This is a genomic window from Arthrobacter sp. BL-252-APC-1A (assembly GCF_009696625.1).
Classification (GTDB): domain Bacteria; phylum Actinomycetota; class Actinomycetes; order Actinomycetales; family Micrococcaceae; genus Arthrobacter_B.
In genome coordinates this window covers 370,891-395,780 of the sequence record NZ_VULS01000002.1, presented here as the reverse complement: position 1 = coordinate 395,780, position 24,890 = coordinate 370,891, and the positions used below count along the sequence as shown (strand labels likewise).

25 protein-coding genes are annotated in these 24,890 nt (G+C 65.2%); 7 read left to right on the top strand and 18 right to left on the bottom strand.

Annotated features, from left to right (window positions below; genetic code table 11):
- Window positions 1-40 precede the first annotated feature (40 nt).
- Window positions 41-1,840: an ABC transporter family substrate-binding protein gene (locus tag FYJ28_RS04640; protein ID WP_154578422.1), complete on the bottom strand. Its 1,800-nt coding sequence runs from the start codon at window positions 1,838-1,840 to the stop codon at window positions 41-43.
- Window positions 1,841-2,160: 320 nt separating this feature from the next.
- Between FYJ28_RS04640 and FYJ28_RS04635 the strand changes: the two genes are divergently transcribed.
- Entirely contained in the window at window positions 2,161-2,772 is a 612-nt protein-coding gene (locus FYJ28_RS04635) for an NAD(P)-dependent oxidoreductase (RefSeq protein ID WP_195840595.1), read from the top strand.
- A 44-nt stretch (window positions 2,773-2,816) separates the two neighbouring features.
- Complete coding sequence (locus tag FYJ28_RS04630; RefSeq protein WP_154578420.1) at window positions 2,817-3,185, top strand: hypothetical protein; 369 nt, start codon at window positions 2,817-2,819, stop codon at window positions 3,183-3,185.
- Window positions 3,186-3,235: 50 nt separating this feature from the next.
- On the opposite strand, the gene FYJ28_RS04625 is transcribed toward FYJ28_RS04630, so the two are convergent.
- On the bottom strand, window positions 3,236-4,255 hold the full coding sequence (locus tag FYJ28_RS04625; RefSeq protein ID WP_154578419.1) for an ABC transporter permease: 1,020 nt from the start codon (window positions 4,253-4,255) through the stop codon (window positions 3,236-3,238).
- 90 nt (window positions 4,256-4,345) lie between these two features.
- On the opposite strand from FYJ28_RS04625, the gene FYJ28_RS04620 reads away from it, so the two are divergent.
- Both FYJ28_RS04620 and FYJ28_RS04615 read left to right on the top strand, forming a co-directional pair.
- Window positions 4,346-4,912, top strand: a complete 567-nt coding sequence (locus FYJ28_RS04620) for a TetR/AcrR family transcriptional regulator (RefSeq protein WP_055239451.1) — start codon at window positions 4,346-4,348, stop codon at window positions 4,910-4,912.
- A 157-nt stretch (window positions 4,913-5,069) separates the two neighbouring features.
- Window positions 5,070-6,992, top strand: a complete 1,923-nt coding sequence (locus FYJ28_RS04615) for an MFS transporter (RefSeq protein WP_229780222.1) — start codon at window positions 5,070-5,072, stop codon at window positions 6,990-6,992.
- 89 nt (window positions 6,993-7,081) lie between these two features.
- On the opposite strand, the gene FYJ28_RS04610 is transcribed toward FYJ28_RS04615, so the two are convergent.
- The 3 genes from FYJ28_RS04610 to FYJ28_RS04600 form a co-directional block, all read right to left on the bottom strand.
- Window positions 7,082-7,789: a hypothetical protein gene (locus FYJ28_RS04610; protein ID WP_154578418.1), complete on the bottom strand. Its 708-nt coding sequence runs from the start codon at window positions 7,787-7,789 to the stop codon at window positions 7,082-7,084.
- Between the two features lie 102 nt (window positions 7,790-7,891).
- Entirely contained in the window at window positions 7,892-9,025 is a 1,134-nt protein-coding gene (locus FYJ28_RS04605) for a M24 family metallopeptidase (protein WP_154578417.1), read from the bottom strand.
- 35 nt (window positions 9,026-9,060) lie between these two features.
- Window positions 9,061-9,618 carry a dihydrofolate reductase family protein gene (locus tag FYJ28_RS04600; protein ID WP_154578416.1) on the bottom strand — a complete coding sequence of 186 codons (558 nt, stop codon included), beginning with the start codon at window positions 9,616-9,618 and terminating at the stop codon, window positions 9,061-9,063.
- 238 nt (window positions 9,619-9,856) lie between these two features.
- Between FYJ28_RS04600 and FYJ28_RS04595 the strand changes: the two genes are divergently transcribed.
- Window positions 9,857-10,501 (top strand): NAD(P)-dependent oxidoreductase, encoded by a 645-nt coding sequence (locus FYJ28_RS04595; protein ID WP_154578415.1) that lies wholly within the window; start codon window positions 9,857-9,859, stop codon window positions 10,499-10,501.
- Window positions 10,502-10,598: 97 nt separating this feature from the next.
- Here FYJ28_RS04595 and ychF read toward each other — a convergent pair whose 3' ends face one another.
- Genes ychF through FYJ28_RS04580 form a run of 3 tightly spaced genes read right to left on the bottom strand, consistent with a single transcriptional unit; the run spans window position 10,599 to window position 13,697 of the window.
- Window positions 10,599-11,684 (bottom strand): redox-regulated ATPase YchF, encoded by a 1,086-nt coding sequence (gene ychF, locus FYJ28_RS04590; RefSeq protein WP_152226605.1) that lies wholly within the window; start codon window positions 11,682-11,684, stop codon window positions 10,599-10,601.
- 50 nt (window positions 11,685-11,734) lie between these two features.
- A complete protein-coding gene (locus tag FYJ28_RS04585; protein WP_154578414.1) occupies window positions 11,735-12,814 on the bottom strand; it encodes a 4-hydroxy-3-methylbut-2-enyl diphosphate reductase in 1,080 nt (359 codons plus the stop codon).
- Between the two features lie 58 nt (window positions 12,815-12,872).
- The gene (locus FYJ28_RS04580) at window positions 12,873-13,697 is read right to left on the bottom strand and encodes a hypothetical protein (protein ID WP_154578413.1); all 825 of its coding nucleotides are present in this window, start codon (window positions 13,695-13,697) and stop codon (window positions 12,873-12,875) included.
- 183 nt (window positions 13,698-13,880) lie between these two features.
- On the opposite strand from FYJ28_RS04580, the gene xseA reads away from it, so the two are divergent.
- A complete protein-coding gene (xseA, locus tag FYJ28_RS04575) occupies window positions 13,881-15,152 on the top strand; it encodes an exodeoxyribonuclease VII large subunit (protein ID WP_154578412.1) in 1,272 nt (423 codons plus the stop codon).
- A 45-nt stretch (window positions 15,153-15,197) separates the two neighbouring features.
- Window positions 15,198-15,428: an exodeoxyribonuclease VII small subunit gene (locus tag FYJ28_RS04570; RefSeq protein ID WP_055239434.1), complete on the top strand. Its 231-nt coding sequence runs from the start codon at window positions 15,198-15,200 to the stop codon at window positions 15,426-15,428.
- A gap of 15 nt (window positions 15,429-15,443) precedes the next feature.
- Here FYJ28_RS04570 and FYJ28_RS04565 read toward each other — a convergent pair whose 3' ends face one another.
- From FYJ28_RS04565 to FYJ28_RS04520, 10 genes are all read right to left on the bottom strand, one after another.
- Window positions 15,444-16,661 carry a pyridoxal phosphate-dependent aminotransferase gene (locus FYJ28_RS04565; protein WP_154578411.1) on the bottom strand — a complete coding sequence of 406 codons (1,218 nt, stop codon included), beginning with the start codon at window positions 16,659-16,661 and terminating at the stop codon, window positions 15,444-15,446.
- A 128-nt stretch (window positions 16,662-16,789) separates the two neighbouring features.
- Entirely contained in the window at window positions 16,790-17,758 is a 969-nt protein-coding gene (locus FYJ28_RS04560; RefSeq protein ID WP_055239432.1) for an ABC transporter substrate-binding protein, read from the bottom strand.
- Window positions 17,755-18,507, bottom strand: coding sequence for an ABC transporter permease (locus FYJ28_RS04555; RefSeq protein ID WP_229780220.1), 753 nt, complete (start codon window positions 18,505-18,507; stop codon window positions 17,755-17,757). The genes FYJ28_RS04560 and FYJ28_RS04555 overlap by 4 nt, the downstream gene beginning before the upstream one ends.
- Window positions 18,507-19,199: an ABC transporter permease gene (locus tag FYJ28_RS04550; RefSeq protein WP_055239431.1), complete on the bottom strand. Its 693-nt coding sequence runs from the start codon at window positions 19,197-19,199 to the stop codon at window positions 18,507-18,509. The genes FYJ28_RS04555 and FYJ28_RS04550 overlap by 1 nt, the downstream gene beginning before the upstream one ends.
- Window positions 19,200-19,201: 2 nt before the next feature.
- Entirely contained in the window at window positions 19,202-20,371 is a 1,170-nt protein-coding gene (locus tag FYJ28_RS04545) for an ABC transporter ATP-binding protein (RefSeq protein ID WP_414826573.1), read from the bottom strand.
- Window positions 20,372-20,498: 127 nt separating this feature from the next.
- Entirely contained in the window at window positions 20,499-20,957 is a 459-nt protein-coding gene (locus tag FYJ28_RS04540) for an NUDIX hydrolase (RefSeq protein WP_055239430.1), read from the bottom strand.
- The gene (locus tag FYJ28_RS04535) at window positions 20,954-21,868 is read right to left on the bottom strand and encodes an N-acetylglucosamine kinase (protein ID WP_055239429.1); all 915 of its coding nucleotides are present in this window, start codon (window positions 21,866-21,868) and stop codon (window positions 20,954-20,956) included. Before FYJ28_RS04535 ends, FYJ28_RS04540 begins: the two co-directional genes overlap by 4 nt.
- A 70-nt stretch (window positions 21,869-21,938) precedes the next feature.
- Window positions 21,939-23,210: a phosphotransferase gene (locus tag FYJ28_RS04530; RefSeq protein ID WP_154578410.1), complete on the bottom strand. Its 1,272-nt coding sequence runs from the start codon at window positions 23,208-23,210 to the stop codon at window positions 21,939-21,941.
- 8 nt (window positions 23,211-23,218) lie between these two features.
- Window positions 23,219-24,178, bottom strand: a complete 960-nt coding sequence (locus FYJ28_RS04525) for a hypothetical protein (RefSeq protein ID WP_229780218.1) — start codon at window positions 24,176-24,178, stop codon at window positions 23,219-23,221.
- Window positions 24,179-24,272: 94 nt separating this feature from the next.
- Entirely contained in the window at window positions 24,273-24,890 is a 618-nt protein-coding gene (locus FYJ28_RS04520; protein WP_326831508.1) for a GNAT family N-acetyltransferase, read from the bottom strand.

Here is a 24,890-nt window from a genome sequence, read left to right as displayed (position 1 = left end):
CGGCGCCTTGCGGGTGTTGCTTAGCTGCTAGGAAAAACTGTTACTCGAGAACTTCCCATTCCCAGAAGTTCCACCAGACACCGGTCTGGTTCGGCATGAAGGAATCAATGCCGCCGATGCGGTCGCTGTGTGCATCCACGCCGGGAGACTGGAACAGCGGCAGGCCGTAGGAAGAGTCCCAGATCAGCTTGTCGATCTGGATCTGCAGTTCCTCCTGCTTCTCAACGTCGGTTTCGATGATGAGTTCGTCCATGAGTGCATCGGCTTCAGGGCTGGAGAAGCCGTTGTAGTTCGATGCGGCACCGGTCTTGAAGATCTGCGGAACGCCGGTCACGCCAACGCCCGAGTTGATCCAGCCGAAGATGGAGGCATCGTAGGTGCCGGTGCCCAGGGCGGAGCCCCAGTCAGAGGCGCCCAGGCCGCCGTCAACGACCTTGAAGCCGGCTTCGGAGGCAGACTGTGCGATCAGCGTGTAGGCGTCGGCACGGTTGGGGTTGTCCTTGTTGTACATGATGCGTACTTCAGGAGTGGCACCTGCGAGCAGTTCCTTGGCGCCTTCGACGTCAACCTCGGCGAATTCGGAGGAGCCGTTGTTGGCGGCGGACTCTGCGTAGGCGGCCTGGTCAGCCAGGAAGATCTCGGAATCCAGCGGGGCTGCATCCGGGTTGAGCTTCTTGATGATCGAGTCGACGATCGCCTGGCGCGGGATGACCTTCATGAACGCCGTGCGGACGTTCTGGTCAGCGAAGACGCCGGTGTAGTTCAGGTCAACGTGATCGTAGGACAGCTGGTTGCCGGAGTTCATGGAAACGCCGTCAATGGCTTCGATCTGCTCCACGGTGTCAGCCGAAGGCTGCGGAGCAATGATGTCCACTTCACCGTTCTTCAGAGCCTGGACCTGAGCGGGAGCTTCGCCGATGTAACGGACGACGATCTCGTCGATCTTGGGCTCGGGGCCCCAGTTGTAGTCCTCGTTGCGGGTCAGCGTCATGGAGTTCTCGGGGTCGATTTCCGAGACAATGAACGGACCGTTGGAGAGGTACAGGGAAGCATCCGAGGGCAGCGACTTCGTATCGAAACCGGTGTTCCAGAAGTCGGCAACAGCCTTCAGCTCTTCGTTGACCGGAGCCGGGTTCGCCGGGTCGCCGGCAGGGGTGTTCTGGAGCAGTTCGATCAGCGCGTCGCCGTCGGCCAGACCGGCCTTCTCGGCAACGACGTGTGCCGGAGTGCTGACGCCGCCGTCGGTCATCGCACCGAAGGCAACTTCCCAGTCAGCGAAGGGCTTCGAGTAGGTGAGGGTGATGGAACGGCCGTCGTCACCGATTTCGGGAACGTCCGTCAGGCCCAGGCCGGAGGTGTCGCCGGCGTAGTCGAAGTAGGTGGTACCGGAAACGGTTTCGCCTTCTTCGTTCTGGGTGGCGTCGTTGAAGTGACCGGAGTTCACGGCCCACAGCAGCATGAGGTCGTCTGCGTCGACGGGCTCGCCGTCGGACCAGTTAACACCTTCGTTGACGGTGTACTTGACCTGCAGCGGATCATCCGAGAGCTTCTCGTACGTGCCGAAGTCTTCCAGCGGCTCGACCTTGAGTTCATCGGTGATGTAGTTGAAGCCGGAATGCGTGGCGTACGCAATCTTGCCGTTGATATCTACGTTGCCGTTCGCCGTGTTGCTGTTGAACGAGCTGAAGGCGTTAACCTCCACAACACGGACAGAACCGCCGGTGCTCTCGCTGTCAGTTGAACCGCCGTCGGTGGTCCCCTGATTCGCAGCACAGGCACTCAGTGCAAGCGCAGCTACTGCCGCAACTCCCACTGCTTTGGAAATACGTGCAAAACGCATTCCGCCTCCTATTTCTCAGTGCGTGTTTATCTCCGGCGGGATTACCGGAATCACGGACAGCGCAGATCCTGCGTGCCTCGTCGCATATGACTTAGAGAGTAGACCGCAGAGTGCTACTGGTCCGTAACCTTGTTCCCGGCGCGACACGGTTGTTACACGTTTGCAACCTGAAAAATATCAATACGCTTCATACTCTGGCGCGTGGCGCCTTGCAGGGTTTATTGTGTCTCCGCACACACCTCGGGGGCCGTTTCGGCGGCGGCGGTAAGATTCACAGGGGCAGGGAACACCGGCCCGCACCAACCATTAGAGGACTCACAGTGCTGCTCACCATCATCGGCGGATCCAAGGGAACCGGGGCGCAGCTCGCGTCCCAGGCACGGTCCGCAGGCCATGAAGTCACCGTCCTCTCCCGCAGCGGGCAGGGACCCGAAGGTGTTCGGGTTCTTACCGGGGATGCCACGGATCCCGCCGCCGCGGCCCGGGCAGTTCAGAGAGCCGACGCCGTTGTCGTCACGGTCGGCGGCGCCAAGGGAAACCCCAGGCACCGGGCAGATGTCACCCGCACTGTCATCGACGCCATGAAGAAGGAAGGCGTGCAGCGGCTGATGGTGCAGTCCTCCCTGGGTGCCGGGGATTCCGGGTCACTAATGCCGGCTCCGCTGCGGCTGGCCATGAAAGTGGCCCTGGCCAAACCCCTGGCCGATCACAACGAGCAGGAAGCGGCGGTGAAGGACTCCGGTCTGAAGTGGACAATCGTCCGCCCCACCGGCCTTACGGACAAGGAGCCTGCCGGCTCCTGGCAGGCACTTGAAACCGGGGACAGCGGAACCCTGCGCGGCTCGGTTCCGCGCGCCGATCTGGCGGCTTGCATGCTCGGACTGCTCGAAGATGAGGATTCGATCGGCAAGGCCGTGGGCATCAGCAGCTAACCCGGATGCTTGCCACCGCGCCGCTGCACTGATTCCATAGCGGCGTGGAGACGAAATGGATTTGCCCGGCGCTGCTGGGAGTGCTGTCTGCCTTTCAGGCTGGCCTGGCTGCCGGAGCGCCCTGGGGCAGGGTTTCCTATGGAGGCAAGTACGACGCACGGCTTCCGGAGCGGTTGCGTACGGTCAGCGCCGCCGCGTCCCTGGTGTACGCGGCGGGCGCCGTTGCCCTTGCTGCCCGCCGCACTCCCCCGGGCCTGAAACGTGCCCTATATATTGCATGCACCGGCGTCGGCGCGGTGGGGACAGTGCTCAACGCGATTTCGCCCTCCCGCCCTGAGAAACTCTGGAGCCTTTGGGCGCTGGGACTGGGTGCGGCTGCCTGGCATGAGCTGCGGCATAGCCGCCGCCCATAGCGCACTTCCCAGCCGAGCTCCGACCCCAGTGCCTGCGCCGGGCCGTGACCTCAGACCTGCTGGAGTGTGGGCTCTTTACCGGCTTTACCGGCCTTTGCGCTCCTGAGCTTCGGGCCCGCAAACCACAGCACAATCCCCACGAGCACCCAGACTCCAAGGGTCACCGCGGCACCCGCTCCCCCTACGCCGTCGAAGTAGGCCACCGCACGCACCAGGGTGCCCGCCGCACCCGGAGGCAGCAGCTGGCCAATCATGGCAACTCCGGCCGGGAGCCATTGTGCGCTCGTTGCGATGCCGGCGAACGGGTTGCCAACAAACATCATGGACATCGCGGCAATGGTGAAACCCTTGGTGCCGAAGCACTCGTTAAGGCCTGCCAGCGGCAGCGCCAGGGCTGCGATGCCGAGCGCCACGCTCGCCGCAACCGGGACCAGTGGGCCCTCAATGCTGCCGAACAGGTATTTAAGGACGGCCGCAACGACGAACCCGCCGGCGACTGAGAAGCCGGTGAGACCGGCGAAGATCCACCAGCGCTTGCCCGAGAGCATGGAACGGAACGCCACGGCAGGCACAATGCCGCCGAACACCAGCGGGAAAGCCAGTCCGCCAATACCAACGCCCGTCGGATCAGCGGAAGGAAGCGGCACAACATCAACGATCTCGGCGGTCTGTCCCATGCTGCCGGCCATGGTGGCACCCACGTTGCTGACGGTTCCGGATACTGCGGTTGAGCCTGCGCTCGCTACGTATACTGTCATGTCCGGCGCCGAGAAATCGAATCCTCCCACGATGTCCCGGTCCCGGATTCCCTGCTGCAGATCGGCGGCACTGTCATAGGGCTGGACGACGAAAGCCCCCGGGGACTGTTCCTCGAGCGTTTCGGCGATCGACTCCGCCTGGTGCTCTGCTCCAACCACGCCAAGTCCGAGGTCCCGCGGGCCGGAAAGCAGGGAGGGCGAGATAAAGAGCATCAGCAGCGCCAGGAGGATGACTGAGAGCCCGACCGTCAGGCCGGCCCAAATGGCTGCGTGTTTCCGGTGGGAGCTCGGCTCCCGGGTCTGGGTGGTCATGAATCATCCTTCTTTGTGGAGGATTTTCCTCCACTTATACCGGACGATATTCCTCCGGTTTAGACTGAAGGTCAAGTTGAAGGAGTAGTCATGAGGGCTGACGCCGCACGCCGCAGGCAGAACATCATTACGCACGCCAAGCACGTATTTGCCGAACGGGGCGGGGACGTCGCGCTCGAAGCCGTGGCGGCGGCGAGCGGTGTCGGCATCGCTACCCTCTACCGCAATTTCCCCTCCCGCGAAGACCTTGTGCGGGCCGTGGTCCAGGACATGGTGGATCAGATCATTCATGCCGTGGATCAGGCCCGGAGCCGTCTGGATATTGATCCGTCCGAGGCATGGCAGGCCCTGCTGTCCAGACTGACGTCAATGGAACTTGGGGCTCTCACCGACGGGCTTGCCCTGCAGGCCGGAGCTGCCCGGAATCTGGAAGCCACACCACTTGCGCAGGTCCAGCAGCCGGCGGTGGACGCCCTTAATACTGTGCTTGCGGAACTCAAGCGGCACCAGGCTGTTCGGGAGGACCTCACGGCACTGGACGTGATCGTTGCGGTGGCGACGATCACCCGGCCGCAGGTCTCCCCTATCCGCGGAGCAGCCCCTAACGTACCCGCACAGCTGGCCGAGGCCTACCTGCTCTGGAGCCGCGCGACCTGAGCTGGCCGTATACCGGTTTCAAAACACGGCTCTGCTAGAATTGATGCGGCCTCTGGCCACCACGGCATCGATGACACGACACGCGGGGCACTTCAAAAAGTACCTTCTGACACGGCACGGTCGATCGCCTCCACACCGCCGACTGTCAGGAGACTCTATGGCGCCCTCTTCAATTTCCCGTCCGAATGTCAAGGATCGTGCAGGCGGGATGATCGCGGTCGCTGCGGCCGCTGCGTTCCTCGCCACCTTCAACGAGACGTTCCTCAACGTAGCCTTCACGCCGATCATGCAGGACTTCGGCGTCAACGTCAGCACCGTACAGTGGCTAACCACCGGCTACCTGCTCGTCGCCGCTGTCTTCGTTCCCGTTGCCAACGTCCTGTACCATCGGTTCCCCACCCGGCCGCTGTTCGTCGCCGTCGTCGCGATCATGGTCCTGGGTTCTGTCGTGGGAGCCTTGGCTCCCAGTTTCGAAGTCCTGCTGATCGCACGTCTGCTGCAGGCCATCGGGACCGGCCTGCTAACCCCCATCGGCATGAACATCACCCTGGCGGTGTCCCCGCGCGAGAAGCTTGGCCTCAACATGGGCATCATGGCTGCCATGACCACCCTCGGCCCGTCGCTGGCGATCGTTCTCTCCGGCGCCATTCTGACCGTAGCCCCCTGGACCACCCTGATGTGGGTCTTCGGAGGCCTCACTCTCGCGGTGCTGCTCGCCGGTGCGATTGTCCTGCGGAACGTCACCGAGCTGGGCCGGCCGGTTCTGGACATCCTGTCCTTCATCCTCGTTGCTGTCGGCCTCGTCGGCATCCTCTACGGCGTGTCCAGCGCCTTCGAGGGATCTGCCCTCTACGCAGGTGTTGCCGGCGTCGTTGGCCTTCTCGCCATGTGGCTGTTCATTCTCCGCCAGCGCCGAATCGAGAATCCGCTGCTCGACCTGCGGCCGTTCTCCAGCGCACCTTTTGTGTTTGGTGTGCTCATGACGATGCTCGGCCTGGTCTTTGTTTTCGCCATGAACGTGGTCATTCCCCTGTTCCTGCAGGGTGCTCTCGAGATGCCGCCGCTGGGTGCTTCGCTGACCCTTGCACCGGGCATCCTGCTGACCGTGGGGATGGGGCCGATCGCCGGCCGCCTGTTCGACCGCCACGGCGGCCGCTGGTCGATTCCCCTCGGATTCCTTGTCATGGCAATCTTCGTGACGCTCGTCGGGGTCGCTGCAGGACAGGGCTCGGTCTGGATCTTCGGGCTGCTCTACGTCCCGGCAGTGCTGGCAACGGCATTCGTCGTCGGGCCGTCCCAGACGTTCGCGCTGGCCAACCTGGGCCGCGAGACCAGCCCGCACGGCGTCACGGTGGTTTCAACCAGCTTCCAGATCGCCGGCTGCGTGGGCACCTCGCTCGCTACCGGAATCTACGGCGCCGTCATTGCGTCGAACATCGAGTCCGGAAGCAGTGAAGGTGATTCCCTGCTGGCCGGCTTCCACGGCTCCGTCGCCCTGGTGGTTGCCACGTCGCTCCTCGGTATTCTCCTCGCGTTCCTGGCCTACCGCTCCGTACAGTCCCGCCGCGCCAAGGAGAACGAACAGGCTCCGGCGGACACCGTCCAGTCGATCATGAAGTCCGACGTCTACGCCCTGTCCTCCGACGCGAGCGTGCTTGATGCCCTGCAGACCTTCGCCGAGCGCGGCATCTCGGGTGCACCGGTCCTCAACGCGGACGGCACGCTGGCAGGTTTCCTGTCCGACGGCGATGTGCTGCGCTACCTCTCCGCGACCCATCCGTCCTCGACGTCGATCTACTCCTATGCGATCGGCGCTGCGGACGACCTGGAACAGGCAATGTCCGATCTCGCGAACCTGAACGTTCTGCGGCTCGCAACACACGACGTCGTCACGCTCGACGCCGGAGCATCGGTCAGTGACGCTGTGGCTGCGCTGTCGGACGCGCGGCTCAAGAAGGTGCCGGTGGTTAAGGGCGATTCCCGTCCCATTGGCATCGTGAGCCGGTCGGCTATCAACCGGCTGGCGATTGCCACCTACCTGCGTTCCCGCAGTGAGGCTGACGTCCGCACACCGGCGTAGCCGCGCAGTCGTTACCCAGCAGCAGACCGGACCCACTGCGGGTCCGGCCTGCTGCTGTTTTATGTAGTAGGTCCGGCGAGGGCGCGGTGTCAGCGGCTGGATGGGGCAGGCCAGGGGATGTAATCGCTCCGGCCTTGCCAGGAGCCGTGTTCGGAGAGCGGCCGAAAGCGCAGCGTCGTGAATTCATGGTGGAAGTCCCGGCGTTCCCGCTCGGTCATCGCTTCGGTGTGGCGACGTGCACTGTCCCCGGCGTCCCTCCCGGAAACCATGCCGGTCATCGCCCGGGTGCTGGTCCAGATGGAGAAGGTTGAAACTGTCCGGGGCAGGCGGATGCCGGCCATGGCCAGCGTCGCCTCTGGGTGGTCCCGGATCTGGGTTTCCACGGGACGGCCCCACCGGATGAAGCGGGGCAGTTCCGGCAGGCGCAGGCGGGCCAGGGTCACGGCCACTACCGGCTCGTGCGGGTTGGCTGATTCTGCGGATTCCGGCAGCTCGGCGAACTCGCTGACTTTCCCCCAGCGGCGCAGGAACTGCAGCCGGACGTGCCAGCCCTGGTCCAGTTTCCTGCCAAACGGATGCCCGGTGAGGAAGTCCGTCAGGGACCGTTCGTCTTCCCAGTGCGCGAACACGGCCGTGCGCTTCAGCTGCATCCTGCGCGGTGACACTATCGGTGCTCCCAGCTCCATTCCTGCGAACACTTCGGCGTGAACCAGGCCGGGGGCTTTGAGCTGGCGCACCATTGCTCCGGCGGCGGTGAGGGGCGGCAGATTGGCCAGGTGGAACGAGTAGATGCTCATAGTGCCGCCGCCAAGTGTTTCCCCATCCCCTGATCCTTGCCGGGCGCGGCGGCACGCGTCAAATAGGTCCGGCTCCCCGTCCGGGACCGGCCGTTCGACCGGCTAGTGGACGATCCGCATCTCCCGCGAGGTCTGGTTGAGCCGCCGCCCGCCGTCGGGAATTACGGTCACGATGTCCTCGATGCGGACGCCGAACTGTCCCGGCAGGTAGATTCCCGGTTCGATCGAGAAGCACATCCCGGGCTCCAGGATCTGGGTTTCGCCCTTAACCATGTACGGCGGCTCGTGGGTCGTCAGGCCGATTCCGTGCCCAACGCGGTGAATGAAGTACTGGCCGTACCCGGCTTCCGTGATGACTGCCCGCGCAACGCGATCGATCTCCTGGCACTCCACGCCGGGACGCACGGCCTCGAAGGCGGCCTGCTGCGCCCGGCGCACGACGTCGTGCACCTCCTGCTCCTTGGCAGTTGGCTCCCCGACGTGCACGGTCCTCGTGGTGTCCGACCCATAGCCGTCTTTGAGGCCGCCGAAATCGAGCACCACCATGTCACCTTCCTCGATGATCCGAGGGCCGATTTCGTGGTGCGGGTTGGCGCCGTTCGGACCCGACCCCACAACCGTAAAGTCCACCTGTGAATGGCCGAACCGGCGGAGCAGGCGGGCCAGCTCCGCTCCGACGTCGTTCTCGCTGCGCCCCGCGAACGTCAGGGTCACGATCTCCTCATATGCCATATCTGCCGCCGCGCCGGCCGCCGTCAGGCGTTCGACTTCGTCTGCATCCTTGATGGCCCGGAGCATCGGCAGGGCGGTGGTCATGGACACGTAGGAAGACCCGGGCAAATGGTCCTGCAGTCCGAGTAGATGCATTGCCCAGGCTGAGTCGGAGATGGCATAGCGGCCGGCCCCGCCCAGGAGCGCCGCTGCTTCCTGGTAGGGATCGCTTCCGTCGGTCCAGTCCGCAATCCGAAGTTTCGAGGTGCCCGGTGCTGCCTCCGCGTCCGGCCGTTCGAGTTTGGGCACCAGCAGGGCGGGCTCGCCGTCGGCGGGAACCACGAGCAGGGTGATGCGTTCAGTAATGGCGACGGGCGCATATCCGGTGAGGTAGAGCAGGTCCGGTCCGGGAGTGACCAGGATGCCATCAAGTCCGGCGTTCCCCGCGGCCCCGGCTGCCCGCCGCAGCCGCTGCGCGAAGTCATCGGCGGTGAACCGATCCGGCCCGTTGGGTTGATCACTCATGGACTAATCCCTTCCAGTCGTTCCTGTGGTGCCGCTCAGCCAGCCCGGCGGTAGTGCACGGAGAGCGCACCGTTGCTCATTGGCTCGGCTGAAATCAGTTCCAGGCGGCGAGCGCCGTCCAGAAGACCTTCATAGAGGGTGGGACCGTGCCCGGTAATCATGGGGTGCACCAGGAATCTGTACTCATCAATGAGGTCCAGCCGGTCCAGCGCTGACGCAAGCTTGCCGCTGCCGAGGAGCACGCCGTCGGGCGTCTGGTCCTTGAGCTCCTGCACCGCGGTGCGCAGGTCGCCTTCGAGGCGGTGGCTGTTGTTCCACGGGAATTCGCTGCGCGTCGCGGACACTACGTACTTGGGTTTGTCCTCCAGCGTGACGGCCCAATCGCGGATCGCCGCAGGCGCCTCCACTTCTCCGTGGGCGACCAGCGGCCAGTAACTCTCCATCAGCTCGTACGTGGTGCGGCCCCAGAGCATGGCGCCGGACTCGTCCAGAAGCCGGGTGTAATGCGTGTGGGTCTCGTCGTCGGCGATCCCCTCCTGATGATCTACGCAGCCGTCCAAGGTGACGTTGTAGCTGAATGTCAGGGAGCCCATGGAGCGATTCTCCGGCCGCCCGGTCCCGTGTGCAATCCGTTTGCGGAATCAACCGGTCCATTCGCGGCGCAATACGCCTTCATATGTGGGTGGAGCGGCCAGCCCACCGCCGACGGCGTTCCGTGCCATAACGACGCGGGCGGATCCATATCCGGGGTCGTGGGGATAGCTGGACGCGGCATCAGGTTCCATCTTCGCCGGGGAATTGCCGGCTCCCTACTGCAAGGAGAGAACGCACATGTCACGAGTAGTTATCTTCGGCGGAACCGGCTATGCCGGCGGAAACATCGCCCGCGAGGCGGCCTCACGCGGGCACGAGGTCATCTCCTACTCCCGCAATGCGCCGGAACAGCCGCTGGAGGGTGTTGAATACCGCACCGGTTCGCTGGCTACACCGGAGGTACTCGCGGCTGCGGCCGCCGACGCCGATGTCCTCGTTGTGGCTGTGCACGGAGCCGACGTTGACGGCGCTCCGCTCACTGCGTATGTGCCGGGGCTGATCGATGCCGCGCGCACCAACGGCGTGCGGCTTGCCTTCGTTGGCGGCGCAGGCTCGTCCCTGGTTGCGGAGGGCGGTCCGCGCCTGGTCGATACCCCGGACTTCCTCGATGACTGGAAGCCCGAGGCCCTCTCGCATGCCGAGGTACTCGAGGCGCTGCGGCAGGCACCAGAGGACCTCGACTGGTTCTACGTCAGCCCGGCAGCTCTCTTCGGTGTCTTTGCTCCGGGCGAGACCACGGGCGCCTACCGTACCGGCGGCGACGTCCTGGTGACCAAAGAGGACGGTTCCTCGGAAATCTCCGGCACCGACTTCGCGCTTGCCTTTGTCGATGAGATCGAGAACAACGCGCATCCGCGTCGGCGGTTCACCGTCGGGCACTAACAGGACATTCGACCCCGGCTAAGGCCGGCACTCCACACGCAGGAAGGCCCGGGATGCAAGCAGCATCCCGGGCCTTTCTCAAGCAATCGCCTGAAACCTAGACGTTAAACCTAAACTCCACCACATCGCCGTCGGCCATAACGTAGTCCTTGCCTTCAATCCGGACCTTCCCGTGGGCCTTGGCCTCGGCCATGGAGCCGGCCTCAACCAGGTCATCAAAGGAAACAACTTCGGCCTTGATGAAGCCGCGCTGGAAGTCGGTGTGGATGACGCCGGCAGCCTGGGGCGCGGTGTCGCCCTTGCGGATGGTCCACGCACGGGTTTCCTTGGGACCGGCCGTCAGATACGTCTGCAGGCCCAGGGTGTGGAAGCCAACGCGGGCCAGCTTGTCCAGGCCGGACTCTTCCTGGCCGCTCATCTCCAGCATCTCGCGGGCTTCTTCCTCGTCCAGTTCCACGAGGTCGGCTTCGAGCTTGGCGTCGAGGAAGATGGCATCGGCCGGAGCCACGAGTTCGCGCAGCTCGGCCTGGCGGTCCGGGTTGCCCAGGACGGCGTCGTCAACGTTGAAGACGTAGATAAAGGGCTTGGCGGTGAGCAGGCTCAGTTCACGCAGGTGCTCCATGTCCAGCTTGTCGCTGGCGATGGAGGAGAAGATCGTGTCCCCGCGCTCCAGCACAGCCTGGGCGGCCTGCATGGCAGCCAGCTGGGCGGCGTCGCGCTTCTTGATCTTCACTTCCTTCTCCACGCGCGGAATGGCCTTCTCCAGGGTCTGGAGGTCCGCGAGGATCAGTTCGGTGTTGATGGTCTCCATGTCAGAGCGCGGATCAACCTTGCCGTCCACGTGGACCACATCGGGATCATCGAAGACGCGGATAACCTGGGCAATGGCCTCGGCTTCGCGGATGTTGGCGAGGAACTGGTTGCCCAGGCCTTCGCCTTCCGACGCGCCCTTCACAATGCCGGCGATGTCCACGAAGGACACGGTTGCGGGCAGGATGCGGGCCGAACCGAAGATCTCGGCGAGCTTTGCCAGGCGCGGATCCGGAAGGGATACGACGCCGACATTCGGCTCGATCGTGGCGAACGGATAGTTCGCCGCCAGCACGTTGTTGCGGGTCAGCGCATTGAACAGGGTTGATTTGCCGACGTTGGGCAGGCCGACGATGCCAATAGTAAGAGCCACGTTAGTAAATGTTACCGGGGCTGGCCGTCAGAGCCGAACCGGCGGCTGCCTCAGGACTCGGAGCGGCGGCCGCCCAGACCGCGGGAGGAATCCCCCATGGCCTTGAGCGTGGCGCGGATTTCCTTGGGCAGGGAGAAGATGATGTCTTCCTCCGCCGTGACGACCTCTTCGACCTCGCCATAGCCGTACTGGGCCAGCAGGTTGAGAACGTCCTGGACCAGGTTCTCCGGCACCGAGGCACCTGAGGTCACGCCCACGGTCGAGACACCTTCGAACCAGGACTCGTCCACCTCATTGGCGAAGTCCACCCGGTAGGACGCCTTGGCGCCGTACTCAAGGGCAACCTCTACCAGCCGCACGGAGTTCGAGGAGTTCGCCGAACCAACCACAATGACCAGGTCCGCGTCGGGTGCGATCTTCTTGATCGCCGCCTGGCGGTTGGAGGTGGCGTAGCAAATGTCATCGCTGGGCGGATCCTGCAGGTTCGGGAACTTCTCCCGCAGCAGCTTCACGGTGGTCATGGTCTCGTCCACGGACAGGGTGGTCTGGGAAAGCCAGATGACCTTGTCCGGATCCCGGACCTGGACCTTGTCCACGTCTTCAGGTCCGTTGACGATCTGCATGTGCTCCGGCGCCTCGCCGTAGGTGCCTTCGACTTCCTCATGCCCCTCGTGTCCGATGAGCAGGATGTCGAAGTCGTCGCGGGCGAAGCGCACGGCTTCGCGGTGGACCTTGGTGACCAGCGGGCAGGTGGCGTCGATGGTGCGCAGGCCGCGGTCTTCAGCAGACTGGACGACGGCGGGAGAGACTCCGTGGGCGGAGAAGATCAGCAGGGAGCCTTCCGGAACTTCGTCCGTCTCATCGACGAAGATGGCGCCGCGCTCTTCCAGCGTGCTGACGACGTGCAGGTTGTGCACGATCTGCTTGCGCACGTAAACAGGCGGGCCGTAGTGCTCCAGCGCCTTTTCGACGGCGATCACCGCACGGTCGACGCCGGCGCAGTAGCCGCGCGGAGCGGCGAGCAGGACCCGGCGCTCTCCGGACACCGGAGCAGCGGCAGCGACCTCTTCAGGGCTGCGGCGGCGGCGTGGCACGGTGGGCATCGGCACGGAAACGGCTGTGCTGGTCATGACTCCATGCTAGCCGGTAGGCCGGACGGACCATGAGCCGGGGCGGGTACGTCCGCTGTCAGCGCACAGTCCGCCGGTTTCCGGCCGCGAGGCGGAACACCAGGCCCAGGACAATGAGCGCTACTGCGGCAATCAGCATCACAACCAGCCAGGAGTGGAAGCTGGATTCGGCGAGCGGGATAAAGCCTGCCGTGAACGCCGATGCCACCGGGTTGGCCGGGGTCTGTCTCTCTACGATCGACGCTGCGGCACCGGAGGCCAGCCACAGGGCACCGGCCATCCCAGCCGTACCTGCACCGATCAGCGCAACGGTGGTGGAGCGGCGTCGGGCCACAAGCAGCCCCAGCAGGGCAGCCAGGACACCGGCAGCGGCGAACAGCGGCCATGAATCCGCAAAGCGCTCCAGCGTTTCGAGTTCCCCGCTGTACTCCGCACTGGAGACCGTGAGCAGCCGCTGTCCGGCGTCGGCCGGTTCGGTACCGATCTCGCCGGCCACCTCCGAACTCACAAGGTTCAGGAGCGGACCGAGGTCCAGGGAAGGCGTTCCGGAATCGAAGGTTGCCGCGTGGGAGCGTTCAAGCGTCTGTGTCCACGCCTCCGGATAGCCCGGTGCCTGCTGGAACCCTGACACGACGTTCTCAATAACCGGCTCAACCAGCGCGGCCAGTCCTGCGGGCAGTCCTTCGCTGAGGGATGCGCTGGCCTGCGACGCGACCGCGGAGGAAAGCTCGGACTGGAACGCTTCGTCCTCTCCCAGCGGCTCGGCCAGCTGGGAGAACCCCTGTGCCGAGACGGCGTTTTGCGACAACCAGGCGCCGCATACCGCGGCTCCGGCGAGCAGCAGCGCTGCCAGTACCAGAACCGCCGATCCGAATGTGCGCATAGTTCCCCATTCCAGCTGTGGCGCCGGATCAACCGGCGGTAATTCATCACTCATGAGTGGAACCGTTTTCCACGGCTCCGGGGACCGGGACGCAATGTGTCCGGGCCACCTGATAGACAATAGCCTTAGGACCGTCACCGCCAAGGAACCGGCCTGCCGCTGGAGTAACAGGAGTTTCAGAGAATGCAGAATGACGCAGAAGCGCAGGAACCCGGCCACGCAGATGCGGGGAATACGCTTGCGCCCACGGCAGCCCTGACGTCCCCTGAGAATCCCTGGCCCCTGGCCCTCCTGTCCAAGAATCTGAAGGCGTACATTGACCGCGCACCGGCCGCCTGGGTTGAAGGCCAGGTCATTGAGCTAAACCGCCGCTCCAACGCATCCTTCATCACGCTGCGCGACGTCGACGCCGAAGTTTCGCTTTCCCTGACGGTCTGGAGCACGGTCATGAACCGGCTCGAACTGCCGCTGGAGCGCGGTGCCCGCGTGGTGGCCCTGATCAAGCCGGACTTCTGGGTCAAAACCGGCCGGCTGTCCATGCAGACCCGGGACATCCGTCCCGTCGGCCTCGGGGACCTGCTGGCGCGGATTGAGCGGCTGCGGCAGGCGCTGGCTGCCGAAGGGCTCTTTGCGGCTTCCCGGAAGAAACGGCTGCCGCTGCTGCCGAACCGAATTGGACTCATCACCGGACGCAACTCCGATGCCATGAAGGACGTTATGCGGAACGCGTCGCTGCGCTGGCCCGCGGTGCAGTTCGAAGTCCGCGAGGTGGCAGTGCAGGGCGTGAACGCGGTCGCCGAAGTGACCCGGGCACTGTCCGAGCTGGATGCCCTGCCGGAAGTTGACGTAATCGTCATTGCACGCGGCGGCGGGTCCATGGAGGACCTCCTGCCCTTCAGCCACGAAGATCTTGTCCGGGCGGTATCAGCCGCACAGACACCGGTTGTCAGCGCCATCGGCCATGAGGCCGACCGGCCGCTCCTCGACGAAGTCGCCGACCTCCGCGCCTCCACACCGACGGATGCCGCTAAGCGGATTGTGCCGGACGTCGGCGAGGAGCTCTCCCGGATCGGCACGGCCCGCTCACAGCTTCGGCGCATCATGGAACTCATGCTCAGCCGTGAAGCCGACCGGCTGGCGCACATCCGGACCCGCCCGGTCCTCTCGGCTCCCGAAACAATGTTTGCCAGCCGCAGCGAAGACATCGGCAGGCTGAGGGACCGTGCTTTCTCGGCCATGCGTTCAGAGGTACGGCGGGACACAGACCGGATCAGCTACCTGCGTGCCCAGGTCCGCTCCCTCTCACCGCAGAAAACCCTGGACCGGGGCTACGCCGTCGTGCAGCTGGCGGACGGTTCCGTGGTCCGCGATGCGGCCGCCGTGGACCCGGATGCGCAGCTGCGCATCCGGGTCGCGGCGGGCCAGCTCGACGCCGTAGCCACCGGGCACCGCTAGCGCTTCCCCTACTTTTCAGATCTTTCCAGAACCAAGGAGAACACCATGAACGAAGCAGCAGCACTGCCTGCAGACATTGAAGCGATGAGCTACGAGCAAGCCAGGGATGAACTGGTGGCCGTCGTGAGCCGCCTGGAGGCGGGCGGCGCCAGCCTTGAGGAATCCCTCTCCCTTTGGGAGCGCGGCGAGGCGCTGGCGACGCGCTGCGAGTCCTGGCTGGAAGGCGCGCGGCAGCGTCTGGAAGCTGCCCGCGCAGCCCGTGAAACCTCCGAGTAGCTGCCCGGCCTCCCGCTACGGCTTGTAAGTGCTGAGGAACTCGGCGAGGCGCGAGATGGCGTCTTCAATGTCCTCCAGCGCCGGAAGCGTCACCATGCGGAAGTGGTCGGGCCGGATCCAGTTGAACGCCGTGCCATGGGAGATCAGGATCTTCTGCTGCTTCAGCAGGTCCAGTGCGAACATTTCATCGGACTGGATCGGATAGGCCTCCGGGTCCAGCTTGGGGAAGAGGTACAGGGCTCCTTCAGCGTTCTCCACGCTCACACCCGGGATGTCATTGAGCATCTTGTGGGCAAGGTCGCGCTGCGCCTTCAACCGGCCGCCGGGAAGGATCAGGTCGTTGATGCTCTGGTAGCCGCCGAGCGCAGTCTGGATGGCGTGCTGGGCCGGAACATTGGCGCAGAGGCGCATATTGGCGAGCAGGTTGATGCCCTCGATGTAGTCCGCGGCGGCACGCTTGGGACCGGAGATCGTCATCCAGCCGCTGCGGAAACCGGCGATCCGGTAGGCCTTGGACAGGCCGCTGAAAGTCAGGCACAGAACGTCGTCGCCGGTGAGGGTCGCAGCGTTGATGTGCACGGCGCCGTCGTACAGGATCTTTTCGTAGATCTCGTCGGCGAAGATGATCAGGTCGTGCTTCCGGGCCAGGTCCACGATCTGGCGGAGCACATACTCCGGGTACACGGCGCCCGTGGGGTTGTTGGGGTTGATCAGCACAATGCCCTTGGTCCGGGGCGTGATCCGCTCTTCCATGTCCTCGACATCGGGCCACCAGTGGTTGTCCTCGTCGCAGAGGTAGTGGACGGCTGTGCCGCCCGCCAACGAGACCGATGCCGTCCAGAGCGGGTAGTCAGGGGTGGGCACCAGGATCTCGTCGCCGGTGTCCAGCAGCGCCTGCAGGGACATGGTGATTAGTTCGCTGACGCCGTTGCCGAGGTAGACGTCGTCAACATCAATGTTGTGGATGCCGCGGCTCTGGTAGTACTGCACAACAGCGGTCCGGGCGGAGAAGATGCCGCGGGAGTCGCTGTAACCCTGGGCTGTAGGCAGGTGGCGGATCATGTCCACCAGAATCGCCTCAGGTGCCTCAAACCCGAACGGCGCCGGGTTGCCGATGTTCAGCTTGAGGATCCGCTGCCCCGCCGCCTCCATGCGCTGGGCATGCTCAAGGAGCGGCCCGCGGATGTCATAGAGGACGTTGTGGAGCTTCTGAGACTGGGTGAATTCTGCCATCTACACAGAATGCCATAACCGGTTCATCCCCTCCCCACTGAAGACGCGAGATAGCAGAAACTGCCCGTTTCGCGAGCGAAAAGGGCAGTTTCTGCTATCTCGTTAAGGGGAAGTGCGGCTGTTGCGGACTAGGCCAGTCCCTTTTCCTCGAGCCATGCCCGGGCTGCATCCCGCGGATCCTGCTTCTGGTCCCCGGAGACTGCCTGGTTGAGGGCGATGAGGTCCTCGGTTGTCAGGATCGCAGACACACTGTTGAGCACGTCCTGTGCTTCCTGGTTGACCGCATCCATGTTCACCAGGGGAACCACCTGCTGGGCAATGAAGTTGTTCTTCGGGTCTTCCAGGACCACCAGTGAGTTCTCCTCAATGGAGGGGGTGGTCGTGTAGATGTCCGCCGCCTGCACCTTGTCCGTCAGCAGGGCCTGGAGCGTGGCTTCGCCGCCGCCGTCGTTGATGGCTTCAAAACCGGCCGGCTCACAGCCGTACTTATCCTTCAGGCCGGGCAGCCCGTAGGCCCGCTCCTGGAACGTGGTGGGAGCAGCAATGGTGATTTCGCCGCACACCTCCGCCAGATCCTCGAGCGAGGTGAGTCCATACTTTTCCGCGGTCGCCTGGGTAACAACCAGCGCGTCCTTGCTCTCAGCTTCGGCGGGCTCCAGGACGGCAATGTTCATGTCCGGAGACTCCTCTTCCAGGGCCGCCGGAAGGGCGTCCATGATTTCCTCGGCCGACTGGGCGGTGGCCTCTGTGTCGGCGAAGAGCAGCAGGTTGCCGCTGTAGTCCGGAATGATCTGCACGGAGCCGTCTTCCAGCGCCCGGTAGTAGATTTCGCGGGAGCCGATGCCGGGCTGGGTGGTTGCCTGGATGCCCTTGGCATTCAGCGCTCCGGCATAGATCTCCGCAATGATCTGGGATTCAGGGAAATCTGCGGAACCCACAACCACCGTGGAGGAGTCTTCCACGCCGGTGGGAGCCGTCGATGACTCCACGCTCTGCGGATCCGAGTTCGCCCCGCAGGCCGCGAGCATTGCGACCGCGGCGAGGCCAGCGGCACCGGTAAGGGCCTTCCTTTTGCCCTGGCGCGTAATTGTTTTCATGCTGTTCTTCCTCCTTGGACGCCTGCAGGAGATACCTGCCGGCTGCGGTGTGTGGCCGGTTTCCGGGACCTGCTGCTGCGCAGTCCCGGCGAAAGTACGAGGCGCTGGACGGCCGCCAGCACCAAATCAACGGCAAGGGCCAGCAGCGCGATCAGCAGCGCGCCGCCGAAGAGCCGCCCATTGTCGCGCAGCTGTGTCCCTTCGGTCAGGTAAACACCCAATCCGCCCAGCGAGATGAAGGCCACCACTGAAACAGTGGCCAGGACCTGGAGCACCGCAGCCCGCACGCCCCCGAAGACAACCTTCAGGCCGTTGGGCAGCTCAACCTTGAACAGGATCTGTGTTTCGCTCATCCCCATGGCCCTGGCCGCGTCCACGACGGTGCGGTCCACTGACGATATTCCGGCGTAGACACCCGCGAGCAGGGGCGGAATTGCCAGCAGCACAAGTGCCCAGATGGGCGGCATCAGGCCGACCCCGGCGAGGAGTACAAAGAGGAATACGAGACCCAGCGTGGGCAGGGCACGCAGGATTCCGACCCCGGAGACGACGACGACGCGGCCGCGGCCGGTGTGCCCGATGTACAGGCCCAGCGGTACAGCGATCAGGGCTGCGATGCCCACTGCGAGCGCGGTGTAGCCAAGGTGCTCCAGGATGCGTGCGAAGATTCCCCGGCTGCCTTCCCACGATGATGGCGCAATGAGCCATTCGAACATCTGGACCAGGACGTTGTCGCTTGAGTAATTCATCAGCGTGCCGCCGTCCGCGCTTCAACCGTGTTCAGCGGCAGCTTTGGCTTGGTGCTCCGCACGGCACGTGTCCACGGAGTAAGCAGCCTCTGCGCCAGGACCAGCACCAGGTCCAGCACAAGCGCCAGAAGGAGGATCAGGCCGATGCCGATCACGATTTCGGTGAGGAAGTTCCGGTACAGACCGTCCATGAACAGCCGGCCCAGGCTGTCGATGCCCAGCAGCGCGCCCACGCTCACCAGGGACATGTTGGACACCGAGATCACCCGCAGTCCTGCGAACAGCACGGGCAGGGAAAGCGGAAGGTCGACGGCGAGGAAACGGCGCAGCGGCTTGTAGCCCATGGCCGTGGCGGCCTGCCGGACGTCGTCGTCCACTGAATTCAAGGCATCAACGGTGGAGCGGACCAGGAGAGCCACGGCGTAGATCGTCAGGGCAACCACCACGTTGGTGATGTCCAGGACCTTTGTCCCGAGAATTACCGGCAGCAGGACGAACAGTGCCAGCGACGGAATCGTGTAGAGGATGGCCGATGTTCCCAGGATGGCACCTCCGGCGAGGCGGTGCAGCCGGGCGAACTGCGCCAGCGGCAGCGCGATCAGCAGGCCAAGGATCAGCGGAACCACAGCCTGGAAGAGGTGCAGGGCGGTCAGCCGGGAGATCATCTCCGTGTTGGAGAGGAACCAGTCCATGCTCAGACCTCCGAACCGTGCAGTGCCCTGCCGCGCCGCAGCCGGGCGGCTTCAATCAGTTCGAAGATCTCACCGGCACGGACGATTCCCGCAGCCCGGCCATCGGCGTCCACCACGACGCCCAGCCCGGAAGGCGAAGAAAGTGCGGCGTCCAGGGCACTGCGCAGACTCTCACCGAGCCGGTGGAGGGACCCGCCCGGAACCACGTGTTCGGAGGAGGTCACGGAGTCCCGGCTTGACGCCGGCACCCAGCCCAGCGGGCGGCTGCCATGGTCGACGGCCAGCGCCCAGCCATCCCGGACCGGCACGCTGCGGTCCGCAAGCTGATCGGGGTCCAGTGTCTGCACCGGATACACGGGTACTTCCTTGCCGGGCTGGAAGCCCAGGTGCCGGAAGCCGCGGTCCCTGCCCACGAAGCCCGCTACGAAGTCATCCACGGGGGCACGCAGGATGCCCTCGGGGGTGTCGAACTGGGCAAGCCTGCCGCCAACGGCGAAGACGGCCACCTTGTCGCCGAGTACCGTCGCCTCGTCGATGTCGTGGGTGACAAACACGATCGTCTTGGCAAGTTCCCGCTGCAGGCGCAGCAGTTCCTGCTGCAGTTCGCTGCGCACCACGGGGTCGACGGCGCTGAACGGCTCGTCCATCAGCAGCACGGGCGGGTCAGCGGCGAGTGCACGGGCGACACCTACCCGCTGCTGCTGCCCTCCGGAGAGCTGTCCCGGGTAACGCTTGGCCATCCCCGGGTCCAGGCCCACGACGTCGAGCAGTTCCGCAGCGCGGGCCCTCGCCTGACGGCGCGGAACCCCGTTAAGACGCGGGACGGTGGCGATGTTGTCCAGCACCGTGCGGTGTGGAAGGAGCCCGGAGGACTGCATAACGTAGCCCATTGAACGGCGCAGCGCCGAGGGAGCGACCTTCGAAGCATCCATGCCGTCCACGTGGATTGTTCCGGAGGTGGGTTCAACCATCCGGTTGATCATCCGAAGGGAGGTGGTTTTTCCGCAGCCCGAGGGGCCCACGAAAACGGTAATGGCTCCCTTGGCGATGTCCATCGACAGATTGTCCACGGCCGGGGAGTCCGAGCCGGGATAGGACTTGGTGACGTCCCGGAAACGGATCATGGGCTCGGCTGTGTCCGAAGGGGATGCTGAGGATTCCGGCATGGACATGGCTGCCTCCGTGGTTGGGTGCGACAGGCTCGCATACGCTCTATTAAACGGCAGCATGCTTACAAGCCGTGGGTTTAAGCTATGTGTTTCCGTGCCCCCGAGTCCAGCGGAAAGCCCGGTTACGCGGCTAGCGAATAGGTGCAGGACCGCTGCCGGGCGCAGCGGCGAGGAGTTTGAGGGCCACGTCGACCAGCCCCACGCGTTCAAGGCCCTCCACGTCATCCAGCGGGAACCAAGCGGCTTCATCCGTGCTTCCGGACGCTTCGTTGACCAGTGAGCCGCCCGTGACCCGGGCGCGGTAGATCACCCGCAGTGCATGGAGCATCCGTCCCTCTCCGCGCATCCGGCGTTCAGGGGGCACGAAGTGGCTGTCCACTCCCAGCAGGTCCTGCAGTTCGACGCGGAAACCTGTTTCCTCCTGCACCTCCCGCACGGCGGCGGTGGGGGCATCCTCACCAAACTCGAGTCCACCGCCCGGCAGGGTCCAGGCCGAGTTGCCGTGCTGGTTCCAGTGGGCGAGCAGGATTTTCCCGTCCCTGACCACCACGGCATAGGCGCCAACACGCACGTCAAAGTCCCGGCTCATGCGGCGGAGTCCTGCAGGAGGTAGCGGACGCCGAAGACCGGGTCCTGGGTGAGGAAACGGATGTCTCCCAGGCCGCGGGCGGACAGCCCGGCGGTCAGCAGCTCCTGGAGCAGCGGCTGGTGCACCCCGATTCCGCCGCCGACTACCACTGGGCCGCTGATGCCCAGCTGCGCCGCGACGTCGGCAACCAGGGAAGCCAGGTCGCGGGCCGCCGTAGCAATGATGCTGCGGCTGGGTGCGTGCCCTTCCTGCGCGGCGTCGAACACTACCCTCGCCATCGAGGCCCAGTACCGGCGGCCGGTTCCGCCGTGGAAACGTGCGATCAGCGCGTCGGGGGACTCAATGCCGACGGCGAGCAGCAGCTCCGCTGAAAGCCGGTCCGGCTGCTGGCCCGTGTCATGCAGCCGCAGCGCGTGGCGGACTGCTTCACGGCCGATCCAGTAGGCGCTTCCCTCATCACCCAGCAGGTAGCCCCATCCGCCGGAACGGGCCTGGGCCCCTGTCTGGTCCATCCCCCAGGCCACCGAACCGGTACCGGCGATCAGGCCGATGCCGGAGGGCGCTTCGCCGGCCGCAAGGATCAGCCGGGTGTCATGCACAACGGTTACTTCAGCTGTGGGCACGTGTTCAAGGATCAGCGATTGCAGCGCTGCAGCGTCCTGGGCAGTGTCCACTCCCCCGGAGCCGGCAACAACCCGCGAGACGCCGTCGGTGCCCAGGGCTGCGAAGATCTCCGCAAGATTGTGGCGTGCCTGCTCCGTGGTGACGTTCTGCACGTTCGCGCTGCCCGTGACCGCCTCCGCTGCGACGGTCTGCCCCTCGAGGCGTATGCCGTGGGTCTTGCTGCCGCCTATGTCCAGACCGATGGCAGTGAACGGGTCCGGATGTGGTGCGCTGGTGCTTGATTGCATTCCTTTAGCCTACGCAGGCGGGACGGCGGACCGGATATTGCGACGGTTTTTGCCCGCCGCCGCACCGCAATCAGGCGGCGCGGCCCTGTGCCTGCTCCAGCAGGTGCTCAGCCGCTTCCAGCCGGGCCAGGGCATTGGACTCCCGGTCCAGCCTCCCGGCGCGGGCGCCGGGGACCAGGCTGAGGGCAACTCCGGCAGCCCGTGCGTTCAGTGCCGCCGGGGAACTGCCGGCAGCTGCTGCCGCGGATTCGAACCCGGCCTGGAACGCTGCGAGTTCGCCGGGCAGGGCTGAGTCAGGCGAGAGCCTGGCCAATACCGCCAGATGTCCGATGAAACACGCGAGGTCGTCCACCCGGTGCCCGGGACCCAGCCCGTCAACATCCAGCACCCCGGTGATCCGTCCCGCCGCGGCCAGGAGGTTTCCTTCATAGAAGTCCCCATGGACAGGAACAACGGGTCCCGGGTCCAGTTCAGCAACCAGCGACTCCACCCCTGCTGCAAGGGCCTGAACCCGCATGCGCTGGCCAGGCAGGAGGGCTGCGGCCGCCTGGCCGTAGGCACGCGAACGCTCCGCCCAGGCAGGCCGGCGCCGGAGGTCCAGGGCAGCTGCGGGCAGTTCATCCAGCAAACCGGTCAGGTCCCCTGCGGAAAGTCCGTGCGAGCCGGCTGCCAGTCCTCGCAGAAGGGGGGTACCCGTTAGCTGTTCAAGCACGACGGCACTGCGGTGGGCAGGTCCCGGACGAAGCGCGGCCGCGGGTACTGCGGCTGCCGCGAGGAGCCGGTGCCTGTGGCGCAGTTCCTCAGCTTGGCCGGGCAGGACCACTTTTAGGTACACACCGTCGAGACCTGAGGAAGCGTGCACCACGGCGCGGCGCAGCGGCCGGTAACCGGTGACCCGCACGCCGACGCCTGCGGGGCTGGTGCCGGGTGCGAACACATCGCGGGCCAGATCCTCGGGAGACAGGGCCCAGGCCAGGTCCGGAAGAAGCGGATCACGGGGGTGCAGCCAGAGGAACAGCTGCGTTCCTGAAAGGGAGGTGCGCAGGGCAGGGCCCCGGGCTGCCGCGGGCGAGGTCGTGGCACCGGCGTAGACGGTTATCTCCGCGCCGTCCTGGTCCACCGCCTGGATCCGGAAGAGAACGGTGACTCCGGCGCCGGGACGGTCGAAGGTGCGCTCATGGTTGAACGAATGCAGAACCAGTCCACCGGCGGTCAGCAGTTCCGCGAGCGGGACTGCCATGGCCCGGCTCTCAAGCAGTCCCCGGTCCTCAGCGGACCGGAGCCTGCCGCGCTGGGCCCCGCTGCGGCCGGCTCCGGACCGGCTGCGGGGAGGAGGAACCACGCCTTCGGTTAGGCGCGCCGTCGCTGGAGAACGTCGTCCAGGTTGAGGATCCCGGTGGCGGGCCGCGGTTCAATGGCCGTGCTTCCGGCCGCGGGAGTGGCCACGGGACGGATGGGAGTCTTCAGGACAGGCCTGGGTGAGGCAGGCGCGGCCAGCGGCGCAGGCGCCGGGCGCTGCGCCACGGGCGCATCGACATACGTCGGCTTCGGCACTGCGACCGGCTGCCAGGACGATGCTTCCGCACTCTTTGCAGCTTCGGCCAGGGCCGCTGCGCGCAGTTCCTGCGCGGTCAGGCGGGGCACAGGCTTGGGCTGCGGTGCCTCAGGGCGGGTCGGCTCTGCTGCTGCAGGGGATGCAGCCTTTCGGGCAGCGTCTTCGCCAACGGCGTCGAACACCTTGTCTGCGCGTGGATTGTGGGGCGCAGGAGCAGCAGGAGGCACCGAGTCCTTCCTGCCGGCCGCTGCTGCTGCCTGCCGCGCACGGCGTGCACGCAGGTCACGGACAGCGAGGCTTCGCAGCGAGGCGAAAACTGCAACGGTGCCCAGCGCGGCACCGGCGGGAATCCAGCCGGAAAGGGGTCCGAACAGTGCAACGGTTCCTCCGGCGAGGAAAGTCAGGATAAAGAGCAGTCCGAGGACGGCCAGCGTCAGCCGGCCATAGCGCACCTGCAGCGGCCGGGAAGCGTTTGCCGGGGTAGCCTGGCCCGCCGGCGATCCGGATCCGTGCCCGGAGCCTCCCTGCGGGAGCGGCGTGTGCTGAACGCCAGTGCTGGTGTTGTGCATGGTCTTCCCCTGAGAGCTTGGGTCCGGTTCGGTGACGGCACTGCTGGCTGCGCGGACTGCGGTGCCGGCACGCCCCTGGGAGGGGGCCGGCACCTGTTTTCCATGCAGGTACTGAGGGGCGACCCACAGCAGCCAGAGCCCGACGGCGGCTGCCAGGACCAGGGAGCTGTTAAGAGGGAAGTCCACATCTATGACCGTAGAAGAAAACAGTCATCTCCTCCGGCATTACCGGGGGTGTGTCGAGTCACTTCGGAAAAACCTGTTGACCCAAAACCCGAAGTCAGCGCGTTGATGCCAGCCGTGCCAGCAGCCCTTCGGGTACTTCTTCGGCGGTGATTGCGAAGCTGAGATGGTCTGCCCAGGAACCGGCGATGTGCAGGTAGCGCTTCCGCAGTCCCTCTTCCCGGAAACCCAGCTTTTGCACTACGCGGAGGCTTGGCCGGTTCTCCGGACGGATATTGATCTCCATTCGGTGCAGACCCAGCACCCGGAAGCAGTGGTCGGTGGCCATCGCCACGGCCGTGGGTGCAATCCCCCGGCCCGCGTGCGCCTGGTCCACCCAATAGCCCAGCGTCGCCATCCGGGCTGATCCCCAGATGATCGAGGACACCGTCAGCTGTCCCACGATCGGCGGCGGGGTGCGCAGGCTGCCCTGGCGTTCGGTGATCACAAATGGGAGGGCTGTGTCCTGCCGCGCCTGCTGGTTGAGGCTGCGGACCATGCCGGCGAACGTCGGCAGGTCGGTGCCCGGCAACGGGTTGGTCGCTTCCCACGGGCCGATCCACTGCGCATTCCGGGACCGCACCGAGTTCCATTCGGTGCGGTCCCGGTAGCGGATTGGCCTGAGGATGAGGTCGCCGTTCTCCAGCGTCACCGGCCAGATGACCGACCCCAGCAC